Below are 21226 nucleotides of genomic sequence, written 5' to 3' on the forward strand. Positions count from 1 at the left end.
TAATGATGCTATCCAAACATTCCAACCAAATACAAATACGTTACTACTATTATTATTAACAAACACCAAATGAGAATTTTAGCCGGCAATACTTGGGAAGCTTTTTGAAGGTTTCGAGCTACTAAGGTCTCCTTCAACTGCTGTACTTCTGATAGTGAATAGGCAATATTTTGCTCTGCCAATACTTTCAAAGCCAATTCTAAGCTCTTTCCATTCATTTGCGCTGAAGCCAATGCTTTTTGCAATACTGTAACTGGCAAACCTCTGAAAAAACGCTCTTCAGCAGCTTCAAAATAGGTCAAAATAGTGCTGTATCTTTGAACCAATTGGTCTGCTTTTTCTTTGCACGCTTCTGGCAAAAAAACCGCCCAACCATCATAAATTCCTTTTGTTTCTACAAAATCAATAATCCGAATCGCATCTTTGTAAGCATAATAATAACGCCACTCTAAAACCATTGCTATCCCCTCTTTCTTCATAACTTCTTGAAATGCCTCTACATCTGCCGATTCATCCAAAATGAGGTAAGGTACTAATTCCGTACGCTTTTCATCTACATTATGCTTCATTTTCACTAAAATGTTTTGTTACCCAATCGGCATACCCTTCCGCCCCCAACATGGGTACAATCTGTATAATAGGCAAACCTTTCTCTTCTTGTTGCAGCATTGCCACTAAGCCTGTATAACGTTTGTGTGCCTTATTATTTCGAATCGCAGCACTAACAGCTTCCTTTGTTCCCACCAAAATAACCAATTGTTTGCCCCTTGTTATCCCTGTGTACAATAAATTTCTAAAAAGCAACCGATTATACGACTCATGAATCGGCAAGATGATACAAGGACTTTCACTTCCTTGATACTTATGGACAGAAACAGCATAAGCCAAGTCGAGCTCCAACAATTCTGAAAATTCGTATTCTACCTCTTTTCCATCAAATTCTACTACAACTATTTTATCAACATCAATCACTTTCTTAAGGTAACCAATATCTCCATTATACACACCCTTATCATAATTATTTCTAGTCTGTATCACTTTATCCCCTTCCACCAACTTTTTATGTCCAACCCCCATGTCTTCGTTTTTCTTCTTAGGATTTAAGTTGAGTTGTAAAATACGATTAAATTCTACACTTCCTATTTTCCCCTTATTCATCGGACATAACAACTGAATGTCTTTTAGCTTGTGTAAACCATATGCTTTGGGCAAACGTTTGTCAATTAGCCCTAAAATGTGTTGTATGAGTCGTTCAGGTTGACGTTCAGTAATAAAAAAGAAATCACTATCTTTTTCTGTCGTAATATTAGGAAAAATTCCTTGGTTGATTTTATGTGCATTGATTACAATCTGCGAATTAATGGCTTGTCTAAAAATTTCTGTCAACCTTGTAACAGGCACTCGTTCGCTTTGAATCAAATCGTTTAGCACATTCCCTGCCCCCACACTAGGCAATTGGTCAACATCTCCTACCAAAATCACCTTACAATTATCAGGAACAGCTTTCAACAAAGCACTCATCAAAAAAGCATCAATCATACTTGCCTCATCTACAATAAGCACCTCACAATCCAACTGATCGTATTTATTCTTACGAAAATAGCGAGTAACAAAATCAAAGGTTAATAAGCTATGAATGGTAGAAGCTTCCCTTTTCGTAATTTCGCTAAGTCGCTTAGCAGCTCGTCCAGTAGGAGCAGCAAGAACAATAGACTCGGTGGTTTCTAAACAAATATCTAAGACTACTTTTGTAATCGTACTTTTTCCAGTACCAGGTCCTCCTGTAATAATATGCAGCTTGTCTTCTATACTTTTAATGACGGCGGCTTCTTGTTGTACAGCCAAAGTAATTCCATTTTTCTTGCTAGATTTTTCTATAGCAAGTTCCAAATCGGTTGCTTCAAAAACATCCTCAAAGACCTTTAAGCGCTGTATTTCTGCCGCAATTTCTTTTTCATAGTCATAATTGACCTTTGACCAAACAAAAGTCTTAGGGCTACCTCCTTTGTGTGTTAATAATTTGAGAATAACCCTTCCTTTTGCTGCCAACCTATTTAAGGCATCTTCTACCAAGTCAAAAGCAACTCCTAGCAACATCGCTGCCTCCTTTACCAACCCTTCTAAAGGATAGCAACTGTGTCCCATTCGAGCAACCTGTTCCAGAGTAAATTCTATTCCAGAAGCAATTCTTGCGGCATCATTGACATCCACACCCATTTTTTGAGCAATGGCATCTGATTTCTTAAAACCAATACCATCAATTTCCGTTGATAAACGATACGGATTTTCTTTGACCTTTTCAATGCTTTTTTGACCGTAAACCTTAAAAATACGTTGAGCATAAGCAGGTGAAACGCCATAATTTTGAAGAAAGATCATAACCTGCCGAACATCTTTCTGTTTTGCCCATGCCGATTGTATCCGTTCTAATTTCTTCTTGCCAATTCCTTCTATTTCTAACAAACGATGCGGAGCAATATCAAAAACTTCTAGTGTTATTTCTCCAAAATGATCGACAATTTTCTTGGCAAATACAGCACCAATTCCTGCCACAGATCCCGAAGCTAAATACAACTCAATGCCCCTAGTAGTAGATGGAATTTTAACATCAAAAGCCTCTACAACAAACTGCTTACCAAACTTCTTATCATTCTTCCAATAACCTTCACAAAGCAAGGTTTCACCAACCTGAACTCCCATCATACTCCCCACTACTGTGGTCACGTTGGCATGCCCTGTTTCCAATATTTTGCCAACAGTATATCCATTTTCTTCGTTTCTATAAATAATATGCTCTAAGCTTCCTTCAATCTTTTCCATAGTTGCAATTTATAACAAAAAGAATCAACAAGCAATTCTTATTTGGGTAGTGATGTAGATTGTATGATAAGTTAGAAAAAAAGACAATGAAGACTATATTTGTAAGATGTGTTCAATATCTATACAAATAAAATGTCCTCATTGCCACAATTCAAAGGTCGTTAAAAACGGGAAAAAAACCACAGGAAGACAAAACTTTCTGTGTAAGAATTGTGGCAAACAATTTCAAGCTGAATATTTATACCAAGGAGCAGATCCAAGTATGAAAGCCCAGCTACAAAGTTCTTTATTACATGGTAGTGGTATTAGAGATTGTTACAAAATATTTGGAATTAGTCCTAAAACTACTCTTCGATTTATACTAGAGCAAGGAGAAAAAATTAAAATTACTCCTAGACAAAAGAAGTATAAAAAAGTGCAAATTGATGAGTTATATTCCTTTGTGAATCAGAAAGGTAAAAAAGTGTGGGTTTTCTACGTTTACGCTCCTGAGACCAAAGAAATATTAGCTGTAACAATGGGCAAACGTACAAAAAAGCAACTTCGATATTTAATGACACAATTAAAGTGTCTAGATATAGAAATTGAATTTTACTGTACAGATGCTTTTAAGAGTTTTAAAGAGGTCTTACCTTATTATCAACATATTATTGGTAAATCTTTTACTAAAGATATTGAAGGTATTAATACTCTTATTCGCTCTAAAATTGCACGATTTCACCGAAGAACTACCAAGTTTTCTAAGAAACTTAAGTATCAATGGCATTTGTTTAAAATTTTTGTCTTTTATTTCAATGAACTTCCATCATACATTTAACAACACAACCCTTATTTGATAGACACACAAAGTATGTATATTTTTCGTTATGATAGCCATCCATTTATTAGATTTTTGACAATTCATTTAGCTAATTTGCCAAACAACAATTTTTTGTATCTTATCTTTAAGCATATTTACCCCTTATAAAACAATTATCTAATGTATCTTTCTTTTTTATTCCGCATTTTTTGCTTTTTATTCCCTTTTCAACTCCTTCTAGCACAAGAAAATCACAGGATTGACAGTTTAGAAAAATTAGCCGATACTGCCCTTTCTTCTGACCAAAAATCAGAGCTATATCATTCGATTGCAAAAGAATACTTAAATGTAGATTTTGAAAAAGCAGAAGCCTACGAAAACTTGGCCTTAAAGTTTTGCTCTGATGACAATCATAGCCAATTGGGAGATTGTTATGGTCTTTTTGCTGCCATTTATGCCCAAACTTCTAGATCCCCCCAAGCTTTAACCTACGTAGATAGCTCTATTTATTTCTATGAAATAGCCAAAGATACCGTTGGAATAGCAATAGCCTACAACACTAAAGGAGCCATTCTCATTCAATTACAACAATTTGAAAAAGGAGCTGAATATTTGTATAAGAATCTACAATTAAACGAACAAATGAGTGATACCGCTTCCCTAATGCCTGGGCTTCAAAATCTCTTGGAAATTTATCGAATGATTGGCGAACACAACAAAGCCTTGGAAACAGGGAGAAAAATTTTGTCCCTCGCTCACTCTACCCATGATATTTCAATGCAAGGATTTGCCTATCAATCTATAGGAGCTATTATGTTCAACTCGCATCAAATCGACTCTTCTTTAGCTTATTATCTTAAATCTATTCCTGCATTTAAAAACGCAAATAACTATGAACAAGTCGCTTTGTCCTATGGTCACATAGCACATCTTTATGCCTTCCAAAAAAAGAAATCATTGGCTTTGGAAGCGATTCAACAAGCAATAGAGTTCCAACCATTTATTAATTCTCAAAGTAACACCCTCGAATTGCAACTTTATATTGCTCACACCTATTATGCCATTGAAAATTACAACCAAAGCATCGCTATATCCCAAACAGTGTTAGACACAGCAACTATTTTAAACGACTTTTATTTTCAAGAACAAAGCCTAAATCGCCTGATTAAGAACATGGTGCAGCTCAATGATTTTGAAGCCGCCTACAACTATCAAAAAAAACGAGAAAGTGTTCTAGATTCATTTCTAACATTAGAAAAGCAAAATGAATTACTAAATTTAGAAACCAAGTATCAAACAGAAAAAATTGAGCAAGAAAATAAATTGCTTGCTCAAGAAAAAGCTATCGAAAAAATTAGAGCAGATCGCAACCGTCAACTACTTTATCTGTCTATTTTTGCGATTATACTAATAATAATTATTTCCATTCTCTTAGTTCGCCAATCCAAAATAAATGCAGCTCGTTTGACCAATCAACTCAAAAATCGCCTGTTGCGCAATCAAATGAGCCCTCATTTTATCTTTAACTCTTTGGTCGCTATTCAAAACTTTGTTTACAAAAGCAACCCCATTCAAGCAGGAGATTATTTAGCTTCTTTTGCTCAACTAATTCGTGCTATTTTAGAAAATTCTATGGAAGAATACATCCCGTTGGAAAAAGAAATTCAATGGCTTGATAATTATCTAAAGTTGCAACTATTACGTTTTGACAACAACTTTGATTATTCCATTGATTTAGATGAAAACATTGACTTGGATAATATGCTTATTCCTCCAATGCTCACACAACCTTTTATTGAAAATGCTTTGGAACACGGTCTGCAAGATGTAGATTACAAAGGTAAAATTGAGGTCAAAATTAACATATCTAACGACATTTTGCACATTAAAGTTTATGATAATGGCGTTGGTTTAGAAGCGAATAATAAACCTAACGATCAAAAAAAGCACCAATCATTAGCCCTTAAAATTACTAAAGAACGCCTACAATTTCTCAACAAAAAACGTGGAAAAAAAATATTCTTTAATATGAAAAGCCTTCCTTCTAAAGGAACTTTAGTTTCTTTTTCGCTACCTTTAAATTATAAATATTAATACCAATCATATTCCCTTTATAATGAATGCACTTATTGTTGACGACGAAAAACAAGCAAGAGAAACGCTTTTGCAAATCATTCGATTATGTTGTACCAACATCACAATTTGTAGAGAAGCCAACAGCGTATTAGATGCTATCATTGAGATAGAAAAAGAGCGACCTGACATTCTATTTTTAGACATCAATTTAGGTTCAAACAATGGTTTCGAAATCTTACAATACTTTGAAAAAGAGCCTCTAAATGTTGTATTTGTAACAGGACACAACGATTATTTACTCAAGGCATTACGCGCCTCAGCAGTCGATTTTTTGTTAAAACCCGTCAAAGGCAGTGAATTGATGGCAGCGGTTCAAAAAGTAGAACAAAAACGATCCGAACAACAACGCTATCAATATATCGACACCCTTCTTTCTAATCTTCAAGACGAAAAAGAGAGCATACAAAAGCTAACCATTAGCACCGCTGATAGCCTCTATATTCTCAATGTGGATGATATTATTTATTGTGAATCGGACAAAGGATATACTACTTTTTATACGACAGACAAACAAAAAATTATTGTCTCTAAAATTATAAGAGAATACGAAGAAATATTGCCTAAGAAAAACTTCATGCGAGTACATCAGTCTTTTTTGGTCAACCTAAATCATGTTCAACGATACGACAAAAAAGACAAAAATGCTCTAATAACGACACTGAATTACCAAGTTCCAGTTTCTCATAGATTAAAAGCTAAAGTCCTCGGCTATTTCGATAATATTGGCAATTGATTGTAGTAGTAAGCCTCAAAAACAGCAGGCTGTAAAAATAACAACGAACTACTATTACAAAGTACTGAGTACAAATTAAGGTCATCTCTTTTAGGATGACTTTCTTTTTTTAAGTATCTTGATTTTGAGGGACAAAAGTCCCTACAATCTTTTTTTCTCTATCTTTCTTATTGATGCTCTCTAATTAGAACAATCGAACCAAAACAAAATCAATCATGTCTATAAAATCGAACCACATTTATCTCTATATTTTTCTTATCACAGCACTTGTAGGTTGTCGAGGATGCAGCTGTAGTCCACCCAAAACTTTTGTCTTAGAAAAACTGACCAAAGACATTCGATTGGATGCTGATAATGTTGCCACCATTCAAATTGAGCATCTAGAAAAGAAAAAAATGAGTTTTACATTTAAGTTTAAAAAACATGGAGGCAAGGCTTCTTATGCGATGCGCTACAACTTAAAACTAAATGACCGCCCTTACCGAAAAGCTATTTTTGAGCACGATGCAGCCAAAACTGATAGCGTTCAACAATATCAAAATGATCTAAGCTTAGAAATAAGTGAAGACCAACAACATTTGCTTGTCAAACACTTAGGAGAACCTGTTGATGTTTATCATATCTTGCCACTAGGAGCGCCCTTTTCTACTACTTTTAAAAAGGTAGAATTGAAAAAAAATAGTACCGCATTTCAACAAAAAACACTAAAAAGCCCCGAAGATCTTTTAACGGACTATGTTGCAAAAATGGAAACGGAGGCGCAATTTGCCAATAACCCAAGCATTAAGGAAACTCTAGATGCCCAAGAAGGTATTTGTCCCCTCGACAAGAAATTATTAGAATTAGTAGGCAACCCGCTCGCAGATTATTATTTCACCAAAGAAGGACGTATTTCTTATCTTTGTACCCATGACAAAGCTTGGCGGACTAGAGCCATGAAAAAAGTCTATCGTTTTGTAGGAGAAGCAAGCAGATCAAAACATCCCATGCCTCCCCAAACCTTAAAAAATGCTACGGGTGCTGTTAATTTGTTTGTACACGGTTTGGCTGATCTAATGGATAAAAGAGCTGTTGAACGAATGGTCTTGCCACAATACCCTTTGTACCCTTATACCGAAGCAGTGTATAATCTAGAACATCATCGAACACTCCGTCCCAATGAAGCAAGAAGTATTGAAAAAAATTCTAAGAAAATTTTGACAAATCCTGCCTTTCGCAAAGAGTTGCCCGATCCTACCGCTGCTGTAGACGCAGCCATAGAGTTTCTCATCTTGTATCGAGACGATAAGAATACAAAAGCATTTGAAGAAATTATAAAAGCCATTTTCCAGAAAGAAATTCTCTTGTTAGAACTAAAAAACATAGAAGCTGAAATCTTTTTTCCTTACGATAGTCGATTTTCTCAACAAGAGCAAGCTATTATTCTGAATCAGGCTAAAAAAGCAGCTCAACAATTGGGCAAAAAACAAGAAAATTTTCGATTAAAATCTTTCTTAAAACGTTTTGAAAAACAAACCAATACTGCTACTAAAACAGAAAAAAAGATGCCTTCTTAAGTCTGTTTACTAGAACTTAGTATACGATTATGGACATTCTATAGATGAAATCGGACAGCTTTGAATCTAAACGATTCAAAAAGCGCCAATTTTATTGCATTGCATTATATTAAATAAGAAATCATTCTACATTATTTAATTCTATTATCGTATGAATAACCCAATGCAAGTTGTCCATTTTCAAATCAATTTAGGTTCTTCCTTAACATTCAAAGAAGGCTATTTCGAAATTTATGCCATACAAGAACAGAGTACACCCAATACTGAAAAGATTTCAGTAAATACGCCTACTTTTACTGTTACCTTGAATAGCAACTCGGATGTTTACTACTGCCTTATTCTAACCATTACTCAAACTAATGAAGGCAATTATTCAGAACAACACCCCATTCAGTTGCTTTCTGTTTTTAATGGAGCTAGTACCGAAGTTATGCTCAATGAACCATTAACGATTGCAAATGCTTTTTGTTATGCTCAATTTATGCAAGTATCACAAGAGCAAACAATAGCTATTACAGGACTTTCTAGAAGTATTGAAGTAGCGCATTTGATGCGTCTCAACTTTATGGACGATGCAGGAAATTTATCTCCTGTCATCTCTACTTCTCCGAATCATCTGGAAACCAACAGCTATTCTATGTGGAACTCCTTGTCAAATTTATTGTATTATTGCTTGACAGATGCTTCAATTTATCAAGCTTTTTTGAGCGCAACAAGCACTCCTGATTTGCAGGCTACCTCTTTCCTAGGTGGACTTTCTTTTTTAGTCCATCATCCATTTAATAATGTTGATCTTATTTATGACCTAGTCTGTGGAGAAGAACAAGTTTATACCCCCTCATTACCACAAATCCAACCAATTGGCAAACAAACAAAAGCAGTTTCTCAATGGACATTAACTATAAAAGTACACGATTCAGGAGCTAAAAATTTCCTAATTGGAGGACCTGCTTTTGTTGTTTTTGATAAAAATGACAGAGCTTGGATTACCAACAATGTAACCCAAGGCACCCCCAACTCAAGTACTTTTTGCACTGTTTTAGAACCCGATGGTTCTCCCGCTTCTTTTTCGCCACTATTTGGTGGAGGGCTACTAGGTTCTGGCTTTGGAGTTGCTACAGATTTAAACAAGGAAACAATTTACTTTGGTAACTATGGATGGGGACCAACACAGTGCAACCCACAAGAAGGGAGTATTTCGGTCTTTAATTGTGAAGGGAAAGCCATCAGCCCTCCTCAAGGGTATACCAATTCCTTGCATAGAATCCAAGGTTTAAATTTTGATAGCAAGGGAAATCTGTGGATGTGTTCTTGGGGCACTCAAGATCCTTTAGCTCCTTCTGATGCTACCTATTATAACTTTAAATCGCACAATAGTTCCATTGTTGTTTATTTAGGCGGTGACCCAAACAAAGTTGTTTCTTATGACTTTGACGAGATGGCGAGCCCATATAACTTAACATTTTCTGTTACTTTTGACAAAGATGATAATGCCATTGTTAGCAATGCGGGGGCTTACTCTAAAGATGATCCCAGTAAATGTCAAATATCTTCTATTTATAAACTACAACTAAAAGATGGCGTCATTCAGCCTTTAGCGCAATGGACTGCTGCTGATAATCCAGAAACCAATGGCTATGAAATTTTTCGCCAAGCTGCTGTCAATTCCAAGGGAGAAATTTATTTGGCAGCTATAAAATCGAGTCGAATTATTAAGTTTGACAAAGATTTGAACTACCTCAAAGAATTCAAACAAAACATACATTTGCCTTGGGGAATTTTAATTGATCGAAACGATACAATCTGGGTTAGCAATTTTGGCAAAGAAACCTACGCAACAAATGGCAAAGAAGTCCTTGGACCTACTGGAGTTACAATCATTCAAGAAACACCCAATGGTGCCAGCAATCATTTTATGACTTTGCCATCTGGAGGTCATGAAGTCTTATTGAAAAACGGATTTCCGTTATATGGCAACATTTCTGGTGATACTAGTCAACCCTTGCCCTTACCTTGTTACAGCCCTCTTATGCGCTTAACAGCTTCTTCTATTGATCGTTGCGGAAATCTATGGGCTGCTAATAATTGGAAGCCTGCTGCGACTGTAGACATAAAAGAAAATCCTGGAGGCGATGGAATTGTAATTTTTATTGGCGTAGCCCCTCCCACTATTTAGACATAAGACTCTAATTAGTTGTGTCAATTCCAACGCAACTGATTGTTTCCCGTTCGAACAATCATATAATTATCCATAAGGTGCTCAATAGCTTTGAGTACCTTTTCTTTGATGTCCTCAGGAAATGCATCTACTATCGTATGCAAATCGGTGGGCTCTTTTTTGAGCAAGTATTCCAATTTAGTTTTAATTTGATAATACTCATGATGCTTCACATACTGGTCGTGTCTACCCAAGCAAACATCACAATGACCACATTTTGGGGCGCCATTTTCATCAAAATAAGCCAATAAAAGCTGATTTCTACATTGCAAAGTTTCGGCATAGTACAACGTGCTTTCTAAACGTTTTTTTTGACGCTCTTTCAAAAAATGGTAACGCTGTTGATCTATCACAAGCTCTTTTTCAGGTAAGCGTTCTACTAAAAAGGTCAATTGGGGGGCATCTTTTTGGGGTTTGTACTGAATAATTGCGTCTTTGTGCAATTTTTCTAACATAAAAATCAACTCCTTGTGAGGCACTTTTAAGGAGTGTGCCAGCTGCCCTTCTTTGATATTCACATCATGATTAAACGCTCCTTGCGAAGAACGTAAAATAATATGCACTAGTCGTTGCAACTTATTATTTCGAAGCATATAATCATACATCTCTTCTTTCCGAACAATCACCCGCAAGGTCGAAGGGAAAAATACATTTTCTGTCAAATCCAGATACTCTTCCTTCATCAACACTTTAAGCGCATGTAAGGTTTCTATTGGATTTAGATTAAATGTTTTGGCAAAATCTGGAACATCCAAATCAAACGTCTGTCCTAAACCAGCTCCAACCGCCAATTGATAATAAGACCCCAGCGCTTGATAGACCCTTCTAATTTCTTTGACAGAAGGATAAGCCTGTTTGAAATAGCGTTCTTGCTTGATTCGATCCGATTGGTTGTACAATAAAATACCATATGCTCTTTGTTCGTCTCGACCTGCTCGACCAGCTTCTTGAAAATAAGCCTCCAAGCTATCTGGCAACGTCAAATGAATAACAACTCGAACATCTGGCTTATCAATCCCCATTCCAAAGGCATTGGTTGCCACAATAATTCTAGTTTTGTTATTAATCCAATCTTCTTGTACTTTCTCTCTGGTATCTCCATTTCTACCAGCATGATAATATTCTGCCGATATACCATTTTTTTTCAAAAAATAGGCTACTTCCTGCGTTTCTCGTCGATTTTGTACATATACAATTCCTGCGCCTGCTATTCGCTTAAGAATATCCAACATCTTACGGCGCTTATTTTCTTCATAAAGAACAATGTAGGATAAGTTTTCACGCGTAAAACTCTTTTGGAATACTTTAGCTCCTTTGGAAAAGACTAATTTTTCTTGAATATCCTTTACGACAGGTGCTGTTGCCGTAGCCGTCAGCGCAATTAGCGGTACTTTAGGTAGTAATTCTCTAATCTCTGCTATATTCAGGTACGATGGCCTAAAATCATAGCCCCATTGAGAGATACAATGCGCCTCATCTATTGCTATTAGACTTACATTCATTTGCTTGATACGCTCTATAGCCAAGTCTGATGTCAAGCGTTCAGGCGATAAATATAAAAACTGTACTCCTCCGTGAATGCAATTGTCCAACACTCGATCCATTTCGGCTATGTTCATCCCCGAATAAATGGCATAAGCTCTAACTCCCCTTTCTTTCAAGTTTTTAACTTGATCTTTCATCAATGCAATAAGGGGAGAAACCACTATACAAATCCCTTCTAAACAAAGTGCTGGCACCTGAAAACAAATTGACTTCCCTCCACCTGTTGGCAACAGAGCCAAGGTATCATTCCCGTCCAATACAGACTGAACGATGTCCAATTGTAATGGACGAAAATCATCATACCCCCAATATTTTTTGAGTACTTCTTGTGGTGTCAATTTTCTTCTGCTTTTTGATTTTAGAATTTAATAAACGCATGACTGATGATAGTAGTTAGCTACGCTGCTACTACGTGGTCGTTGATTACCTACGGTGCTACTTCGTGGTAGCTCCCTGCAGTCGTGAGATCGCTATCGCTTAGTTGTTTACTTTTACCAAAAAGATAAAAAATCACATTTACATTAATTTGATAATTAAATTTTGAATCCAAAATACAACAAGCAAACAACTTATTAATTATCAAGCTAATAAAGTTTTTCAACGACCACAAAGCAGCAGCGCAGCTAACTATTGTTATGACCAACTCCTACTAAAACAATAACTTTGAACTTTCAAAGTCCCAAAAATCGTAGTGTTATCCATTCAACTGCGTACAAAAGTACAATATCAAGTTTTTGCACCCAATTTTTGATGCAATTTTTTAATATAATGGGTTGTCTCCAACAACCGTGAACCATACCAAGAAAAGAGTTCACCATCAACTATTTCTACTCTAGCGTTAGGGCAAATTTCTTGAAATATTTGAACGTGCTTTTCTTTGAATGGATAAGGTTCTGAAGATAATAAAATTAATTCTGGTTGCTTCGCCTGAATTTCTGCCACAGTTACCGATGGATAGCGCAACGATTCAGCAAAAACATTTTCAAAATTGGCTTTTTTTAATACATCATCAATAAACGTGTCACCTCCCGCTACCATAAAAGGATTTTGCCAAATAAAATACGCTACTCGCCAAGGCGGCTCACTTTGTTCGTTAACTAAAGCTAAAAAATCTTCTTTTAACTGTTGAATTAGAGCCGTACTTTGATCGGGCACATTTAAAACATTTCCTAACAAAGTCATCATATCCCAAGCCTCTTCCAAGGTTTGCATGTCACTCATCCAAACAGGGAATTCCTTTTTCAAAGCTTCAATATCTGACTGCGTATTTTCTTCTTTATTGCCAATAATCAAATCAGGCTTCAAAGCCCTTACTTTTTCTAGATCAACGGTTTTAGTTCCTCCTATTCTTGGTTTATTTTTGTACCATTCTTTAGGATGTATACAAAACTTCGTTATTCCAACTACCCGTTCATCTAATCCCCAATAATAAAGCAATTCGGTCTGAGAAGGAACTAACGAAACAATACGCTTAGGCTCCTTAGGAACTTCTAATTGTTGATGCATTTGATCGATTACTAATTTCATATAGAAATTTATTTGGATACTGAAAATGGAGGTAGTATTTTGTGTGAAAAGGCTTCAAAACGAACCCTAATTTACAACAAAAGAACCAAGATTATATGAATTACCTAATACTAGTTTTTTTATTTTTGGTCAGCCCCAACCTTATAGCTCAAGGCGATCCCCCTCTTCTAGAGCAGTTGGTTCAAATTCACGACTTAATTAAAGAAAAAAAATTAAAAGAAGCACGTTTTAATTTAAAGTTATTTCAACAAAATTATTTGCATCTACTCGACCAATCTAGTCTTGAATTGCAAACATATCATACTGTAAAATCACATCTCTTTGGCGTACAAGAATCCTACGACGAGGCACTCATTCACATCACCCAAGCGTTAAAAATTGCCAAACAACATCCTGATTCTTTGCGCTATCTAAGTTTAACACACTGGGCAGCACGCTCCATTTACGAGCAAACAAGCCAATATCAAAAAGCCATTCAACAAGGCGAAAAATTAGCCTCTATCTACAGCTTGGGAGGTTTAGAAGAACAAATTGACTTGGGTAGAAACTACCAGAAAATGGGGATTTTTTACATAGAAAAGAGAGAACCCACCAAAGCCTTAGAATATTTTAATAAAACACTTTCTATTTATAACAAAACACCTCAAGCATCTCTTATTGATTATGCAAGTTTGTATCGTGCTTTTTCTATGGCTTACAGTACTTCTGGGCAATATAACGAACAAATTAAGTATATCAACAAAGCACTAGCTATTACCCAAAAAGATACCAGTTCGCTTAGTAAACAACTAGAAATATCGTTGCTAAATAATTTAGGGGCTTATTACATTCAAACCAAACAACCCAACAAAGGACTAGAGACGTATCACAAATATGTAACCGCTACAGTCAAAGAACATGGACCTAATAGCGTTTTGGCATCTGTTGCTTATAGCAATTTGGGAATTTCTTATGCTCAAACTGGTGATTTGGAAACAGCCGAGACTTATTTTAGGAAAAATATTCAAATCAAAGAAAACATCCATGGCAAACACAATCCTGATGTAGCAATTGCATATGGCAACCTTGTCATTCTATTAGATTTGATGGAACGATACGAAGCTGCCCTTCAAGCGAGTCAACAAAGTTTTATCGCCAATACCAAAGATTTTGAGGACAATAATCCCTATCTTAACTTAGTCCCTGTCGTTCAAAAACACAACATACTAGATCCCATTAATGCTATTGGCAATCTCAATAACCGTTCTAGAGTTTTCTATAAATTATACCAAAAAGAAGAAAAATTAGAATACCTCAAACACGCTCATCAAACCATCCTTGCTCAAATAGAAATTTTAGACAAAGTTAAAAATGAATTGAGTGATGAAGATAAACTTGGTTTACTCAATGAGCGATTTATGCCCTTTACTTTAGGCGTTCAATTTGCAGAAGAATTGTATCAAATCACAAAAGACAAGCGTTATTTGGAAGCAGCCTTTCAATTAGCCGAACGCAGCAGAGATGCCGTTTTAACAAGTGCATTAAGCGCTCAAAAGGCACTTAATTTTGGCGGCGTTCCAGATAGTCTGATTCTCAAAGAAAATCAACTAAAAAAAGCTATTAGCCAATTGAATAAAAAATTATTACACAAAAAAAATTCTGAAGTAGATTATTATGATTTGCAAGAGCAAACTTTTGAACTCAAACGAGCCCAAGAACAGCTCATCAAACAATTGGAACAAAACTATCCTCAATATTACCAAATCAAGTACAAATCAAATATAGCATCTGTCGTAGATTTGCAAACACGAATTTTAGACCCCAATACTCAACTAATTGCCTACTATATACAATACCCAAAGGCTTATATCTGGTCGATTACTCAACAAAATGCACACCTACAAACCATCCAATTAGACAGTAATTATATGAATGACATCCATACTTTTAGAAAGGTATTAACCAATTTGAAGTATGTTCAAAAAAATCCTATAAAAGCAGGAGAATTATACGACCAACTATCCTATAAATTTTATAATTCCTTTGTAGCGCCTGCCCTAACATCACAAAAATTCAAACGACTAATTATTATTCCCGATCATCTACTAGGACACCTTCCCTTTGAGGCATTTACCACAAGTTATCAAGCACAACCCCTTGTCGATTATCACCAGAAAAATTATTTACTCAAAGACTATGAAATACAGTACTCTTATTCGGGTACGCTGCTTTTAAAAAATAAAGATCAGTACAATTTTTTGTCGCAAAATGTTCGTCTACTTGCTGTTGCAGCCGATTATAATAAAACGAATTTTACGCAACAAAATCGAACAGAGGAAGATTTGCTTATTCGGCATAATCTAGCCCCTCTCCCCGAAGCGATCAACGAGGTTAAAACATTGGAAAAAATAGCCTTGGGCACATTTCTTTATGGCAATGAGGCGTCGGAACATCTTTTTAAAAAGAAGGTTCCTCAACATGGAATTATCCATTTGGCCATGCACGGTATTTTAAATCAAAAAAATCCGATTACTTCTTCTTTAGCATTTACCGAAAATGGCAGCGAGGTCGAAGACAATTTTTTACATGCTTTCGAAATAAGTAATTTATCGTTTGACGCACAATTGGTTGTTTTAAGTGCTTGCGAAACGGGGTATGGAAAGTTTGAACGTGGAGAAGGGATTATGTCCTTGGCACGTTCGTTCATGCATGCGGGGGTGCCTAGTTTGGTGGTTAGCTTGTGGCAAGTCAACGACTACTCTACTTCTAAAATAATGGAATATTTTTATAACGAACTCAAAATGGGCAAAACAAAGAGCGAAGCACTACAAGCTGCCAAATTATTCTATTTAGAAAACACCGAAGGTATTTCTGCACATCCTGCTTTGTGGGCTGCCTTTATCCAATTGGGCAACCATGAGGCTTTAAAACTGGAACAAGAACTTCTTTTTTCGATGACAAATTTGTTCTTATTTATACTTTCAATTGTATTGGTTATTGTCCTTTTCCGATTGTTTCTCAGAAGACGCAAAGAGCGAATTGACCTTGATAATACGACATTTGACTAGGTCTTTTGCCAATAGATTTCATTTAGCGTATTAAGATCAAAATCATATAACATGAAGTTCTAGAAAAATGACTTCTTTTATTCAAAAACTCTTAACTTTACCCATGTGTTTTAGGTATACGTTATTAATACTTCGTGGCTTTTTGGGTCTTTTATAAAAAAGCCACGAAGTAATGTATTATGTTATTACCATAGCAGTACCATTAACTACTATTATTATAGCCATTTACTTAAGTAATCCATTCATTAGATGAAACAACTGTTATCTTTAGGGTACATTATTGTCTTATTGTCTTTTTTGTGTTCAAGCTGTGTCGGAACAAAAAAATTCAAGGCGTTGGAAGAAGAAAAACTAAAATTGGAAAATACACTTTTAGGAACCAAGCAAGAGTTGTCACAAGCCAAACGAGAACTCAACAAATTGAAAGACGCTTCGTCATCTGCCAACCTAACACAATCGGGAACAATCAAGAGTTTGCAGCAACAACTGGAAGACAACCAATCGGCTTTAGATGCTGCACAATCGGCTACCGTTAATTGTCAGGCTCAGTTGAAACAAACACAAAAAAAATTAGCCGACAAAGATTTATTAATCAAAACAGAATTAGAACCTTATAGAAAAATTAAATCAGGGTTAACGACTCAAAATCGCTCTTTGCGAGCTATTCGGGATGATATTAACGCTTTACTTGCTGCTAATCCTGAATTTAAATTAGTTCAATGGCTCAACAAGGATGAATTAACCTTGACATTTGATAACAAAGACTTATTTTCATCCTCTAGTCGTTCGGTATCAAGCAATGGACGAGCATTGCTCTATCAACTAGCAGAACTATTCAAAAAATACCCTGCGGTTTATATTGACATCAATGGGCATATGCCCGCTAGTAGTGCCGTTAAAGATAATTGGAAAAATAGTACTCGCAAAACCTTATCGGTGCTCTATACGTTAACACAGAAGGACATCCCGCAAGATAAGATTCGGGTGATTGGTTACGGGCAGTTCAAACCTATTGTTTCGGAAGAAGATCCCGAAGCTAATCACAAAAATAGCCGTACTGAAATTGTCTTGCATTATCAAAACCTAGAACTACTAAAGGTAGTTCCAATTGACTAACTATTCGGTTTTAGAGTTGCTTTATCCTTTCAAACGAAAGCAGTCAATCAATGAAAATTATTTAGTAATAGTAGTTAGCTACGCTGCTACTTCGTGGTTTCAACGAACTATTGTTAGTAACACTTGATATTTTAATCTCACATAGTGGAGTTGCTTATAACTTCCAAAACAATTAATTAAATCGTCATGCAAAAATACTTTAACTACTGTATTATCCTTTTCTTTTTTGGATCATTATTGTCTTGTGTTCCCAATCGAAAATTCCAAGAAGAAGTATCTGCTAAAACAAAGGCTCAACAAGAGGCTTCACAAGCAAAACAAAGTGCCGAACAAGCACAAGAGGAACTTGAGTTAGCTCAAAAAGAAATTCAAAAAATTGAAAAAGAGCTTCAAGAACTAGACAAAGATTATACTTTGATTAAAACTCGTTATGATCAACAAGAAAAGCTTAACAAAGACTTGCAAATTCTTTATGACAAAGTATTGGCAGTCAACGAAAAATTAACACAAGAAGCAGCAGGAAAAAGCAGAGAATTGACAGAAGAAGTTACACGCAAGCAAGAAGAAATTCGCCGCAAAGAGGACGAGATTCGCCGTCGTGAGCGAGAAATGGCAGACATGAAACAACGCATGGACCAAGAACGTGCAGAAATCGAACGACTGCAAAAAGACTTAGAAGACAAAAATGCTAATATTGATAACCTTCAAGGCGATAAATCAGCGTTAGAAAAAAGTCTAAAAGCCCGCGAAGAAAAAGTAGCTGCACTAGAAAGCAGCTTGGCAGCACGTGAAAAACGAGTTAAAGAATTAGAAGATGCTATTGCCTCTCGCGATGCAAAAGCCAAAGCGCTAAAAGACAAATTATCACAAGCTTTGTTGGGTTTTGAGTCCTCTGATTTGAGTGTAGAGCAACGCAATGGAAAGGTATACGTGTCTTTAAGTCAGAATTTGCTATTTGCTACTGGAAGTGCTCGTTTGGACAGCAAGGGGGCTGGGGCAATTACAAAATTGGCTGAGGTTTTGAACAAAAATAATGAAATCAACGTCTTGGTAGAAGGGCATACCGATAGCGATGGAGATGAAAAAATGAACTGGGAATTGAGTACCAAACGCTCTTTGTCTATTGTCGATCAGTTAATCAAAAACAAAGTTAAACCAAGTAGAATTACTGCGGCAGGACGTGGCGAGCATGTGCCTATTGCATCTAACGATACTGAAGCTGGAAAAGCTAAAAACCGTCGTACTGAAATTATTTTATCTCCTCAGTTGGATGAAATTATGAACATCTTGAAGAACTAAAAATTTACTTTCTTCCTTCCTTATAAGTCTGCAATTGATGTCAATTGCAGACTTTTTTTTTAATAAAAAAAAACAGAGCCTTTAAAGTAAAGGACTCTGCTTCATTATTTTTATTGATAGCTTTCTTTCAGATAAACTACTCCTCTGTTTGGTCTACTTTTTCCTCCTTTTTGGCTGCTTCTTCTTTTGCCGCTGCCTCTGCCGCTAGTTCTTCTTCTGTTGGCAAACTCAATAAACCTCTTTCATTTAAGAAATTGAACCATTTGATCAATTTCTTGATGTCACTCACCAATACTTTATCTCTGTCATACTCTGGCAAAATTCCTTCAAAATAGTTCTTAATCTCTACAGAACTTGCTTTTGTTGCTACTGGAGGGTTGGATTCCAATTGAGTTAACATGCTAATAAATACTGCTTTTAGTTCTACTGTAGCCTCTTCTGTATCTGTATAAATAGAAATAGATTCTAAAGGAGTAAATTGATGTCTTCTACTTGGCGCAAAAAATTTCTTGCCTGTATCCAAATCTTCAATAATTAATCCATTAGGACGATTAGCTGCCATTTTATAAATTCCTGAACGTCCACTAACCGCAACAAGTTTCTCTAAATTCATTTTTTATTTTTCTTTTATAAATTATAACTCTGTTTATTTTCCCAACAAAAATTTACTTAATTGAGGTAAAATACTATTTACAATAAATACCATTTTGTTGGTTTTAAATTGTTTGTTCTTAATACCAATTTTAAGTTTTTGAATAACTAACTATTAAGTAGTATTTCGACTAAACCCGACAAAAATACAAATTTGAACCAACTCAACGAATTCATAGCCCTAATATTTCGGCTTATTACAATTTTCATAACGTTAAGTGATAAGATAGATGTTAACACCTATCTTAAAAACCTTCATTTCATATTATATTTTATACTATTTTTACAAACAAAATTGCCTTTCATTCGTTATAAATAATAACAATGCTACTCACAAGCATTTTTCCTTACTAACTTTCACTACAGTAAGAACATTCTTTAGCCCAAAAGAATGCGTTCTCTCTCTCACCTATCCTATTATTGGCTATTCTAGGGTATGCACCTCTACTTATTGTAGAATAAGCTTCACTTACATTTCATTCGAACTGTTGACAAAATAATATTTTTTAAAAAAATAATTATAAAAATTATGAAGTCACTACTACCAATTTATTTCGTTTTATTTTCATCATTTCTTGCTACAATACATGGTCAAGAGGCACATTGGGAAAATGGTATTCAAAGTTTTGAATCGGCTAACTATAAAGCTGCAATTGCCAATTTCAAGCAATATGAAACAACAATTGCAGCTCAACAACCTAGCACGCAATTCCATATTGCTAAGGCTTATTATCATTTACACCAATTGGATTCTGCCATACATTATTATGAAAAAACACTTCAATTTGACAATATCAATCGCATTAATCAACGATGCATCCTCGGATTAAGTCGAGCATATTTACAAAAGGGGGATTTTGAAAGTGCCTACAAAACAGCTTTAACCTATTTGCAAGACAACCCTGATGATGAAGCTGTTCGTACCGAATTTCAAGACATTTGCCTTTGGGCATATTTAATCAAACACCATCGTTTGAATCCTGAATATTTAACCAATTACATCAAGAAACCTAGTTATATTATTAACTCTGTAGCTGCACAGAAACTAATTGCTCGTAATGTTAGAAATGAAGCAGGCTACAAATTTGATTCCGATCGACTAGAGCAAATTGGCTTGGCTCAACGCTGGTATGGTACATTTTATAACGAGACAAAAGAACAGTCGATTCATTTCATATTTATTGATCCTGATTTGATAGAAAGTGTCCGAGAACAAGAAAAAAAGGCAAGCGAAATTATGACCAACGGAACCTTACCAATCTACGAACGTTTAGGTGCTTTTTATTTTCTTACGCCTCTCAATGATAAAAAAATGAACCTTGCATTGGAGCAAAAAGAGGAAACGTTTCGCTTTTGCACTTGTCTGGAAACGCCTGATTATGTTGCCAAACGCTACAAAAAAAAATGTATAAAAGACAAGCGTTCTATCATACAAGCAGCTGTCAATCAAAACACTGCTTTTGCTAATTAATATTACTCTATAGAAAATTGTATTTAATTAAAATATGCTCCCAATAATCATTACTCCGTTGAAACCACGTAGTAGCAGCGCAGCTAAATCGTATTAGTTTGATTATCAGCAAGATGTACTTTTAACAGCCTTTGCACTAAAAGACTGATAATCAAACTAATGCAAGATGCTTTTTTACGTTTTTACTTCGTGAGCCTACGGGTTCGTAGGAAAACTAAAAAATCAACGGAGTATTAAATAATGTAACAGCTAGTTTTTTGAGGTGCATCTATTTTAAAATTTGCAACCACTTTTTCACGATAAGATGA

General features: G+C 35.5%; 14 protein-coding genes. 9 read left to right on the plus strand and 5 right to left on the minus strand.

Features of this window, described 5'->3' with window-relative positions:
* Nucleotides 1-8: 8 nt before the first annotated feature.
* Nucleotides 9-569, minus strand: a complete 561-nt coding sequence (locus QP953_RS17565) for a hypothetical protein (protein WP_309552115.1) — start codon at nt 567-569, stop codon at nt 9-11.
* Nucleotides 559-2820, minus strand: coding sequence for an ATP-dependent RecD-like DNA helicase (locus QP953_RS17570; RefSeq protein WP_309552116.1), 2262 nt, complete (start codon nt 2818-2820; stop codon nt 559-561). Before QP953_RS17570 ends, QP953_RS17565 begins: the two co-directional genes overlap by 11 nt.
* 106 nt (nt 2821-2926) lie before the next feature.
* Between QP953_RS17570 and QP953_RS17575 the strand changes: the two genes are divergently transcribed.
* The 5 genes from QP953_RS17575 to QP953_RS17595 all read left to right on the plus strand — a co-directional run bounded on the left by QP953_RS17575 (nt 2927) and on the right by QP953_RS17595 (nt 10220).
* Nucleotides 2927-3637 (plus strand): IS1 family transposase, encoded by a 711-nt coding sequence (locus QP953_RS17575; protein WP_309551951.1) that lies wholly within the window; start codon nt 2927-2929, stop codon nt 3635-3637.
* A 162-nt stretch (nt 3638-3799) separates the two neighbouring features.
* Complete coding sequence (locus tag QP953_RS17580) at nt 3800-5713, plus strand: histidine kinase (RefSeq protein ID WP_309552118.1); 1914 nt, start codon at nt 3800-3802, stop codon at nt 5711-5713.
* 22 nt (nt 5714-5735) lie between these two features.
* Entirely contained in the window at nt 5736-6488 is a 753-nt protein-coding gene (locus tag QP953_RS17585) for a LytTR family DNA-binding domain-containing protein (protein ID WP_052597273.1), read from the plus strand.
* A 215-nt stretch (nt 6489-6703) separates the two neighbouring features.
* Nucleotides 6704-8044: a hypothetical protein gene (locus QP953_RS17590; RefSeq protein WP_309552119.1), complete on the plus strand. Its 1341-nt coding sequence runs from the start codon at nt 6704-6706 to the stop codon at nt 8042-8044.
* A 151-nt stretch (nt 8045-8195) separates the two neighbouring features.
* A complete protein-coding gene (locus QP953_RS17595) occupies nt 8196-10220 on the plus strand; it encodes a hypothetical protein (RefSeq protein ID WP_309552121.1) in 2025 nt (674 codons plus the stop codon).
* Between the two features lie 23 nt (nt 10221-10243).
* Here QP953_RS17595 and QP953_RS17600 read toward each other — a convergent pair whose 3' ends face one another.
* Nucleotides 10244-12145 (minus strand): ATP-dependent DNA helicase RecQ, encoded by a 1902-nt coding sequence (locus QP953_RS17600; RefSeq protein ID WP_052597278.1) that lies wholly within the window; start codon nt 12143-12145, stop codon nt 10244-10246.
* Between the two features lie 388 nt (nt 12146-12533).
* A complete protein-coding gene (locus QP953_RS17605) occupies nt 12534-13334 on the minus strand; it encodes a helical backbone metal receptor (RefSeq protein ID WP_309552122.1) in 801 nt (266 codons plus the stop codon).
* 95 nt (nt 13335-13429) lie between these two features.
* Here QP953_RS17605 and QP953_RS17610 point away from each other — a divergent pair, with 95 nt between their 5' ends.
* From QP953_RS17610 to QP953_RS17620, 3 genes are all read left to right on the plus strand, one after another.
* Entirely contained in the window at nt 13430-16381 is a 2952-nt protein-coding gene (locus QP953_RS17610; RefSeq protein ID WP_309552124.1) for a CHAT domain-containing tetratricopeptide repeat protein, read from the plus strand.
* A gap of 249 nt (nt 16382-16630) precedes the next feature.
* Nucleotides 16631-17497, plus strand: a complete 867-nt coding sequence (locus tag QP953_RS17615) for an OmpA family protein (protein ID WP_309552125.1) — start codon at nt 16631-16633, stop codon at nt 17495-17497.
* Nucleotides 17498-17683: 186 nt separating this feature from the next.
* Complete coding sequence (locus tag QP953_RS17620) at nt 17684-18796, plus strand: OmpA family protein (RefSeq protein ID WP_052597286.1); 1113 nt, start codon at nt 17684-17686, stop codon at nt 18794-18796.
* A 136-nt stretch (nt 18797-18932) separates the two neighbouring features.
* On the opposite strand, the gene QP953_RS17625 is transcribed toward QP953_RS17620, so the two are convergent.
* On the minus strand, nt 18933-19409 hold the full coding sequence (locus QP953_RS17625; protein ID WP_052597288.1) for a DUF5606 domain-containing protein: 477 nt from the start codon (nt 19407-19409) through the stop codon (nt 18933-18935).
* 567 nt (nt 19410-19976) lie between these two features.
* Here QP953_RS17625 and QP953_RS17630 point away from each other — a divergent pair.
* Nucleotides 19977-20918, plus strand: a complete 942-nt coding sequence (locus QP953_RS17630) for a tetratricopeptide repeat protein (protein ID WP_309552127.1) — start codon at nt 19977-19979, stop codon at nt 20916-20918.
* The last annotated feature ends 308 nt before the right edge of the window (nt 20919-21226 follow it).

Source organism: Aureispira sp. CCB-E (assembly GCF_031326345.1).
Classification (GTDB): Bacteria; Bacteroidota; Bacteroidia; order Chitinophagales; family Saprospiraceae; genus Aureispira.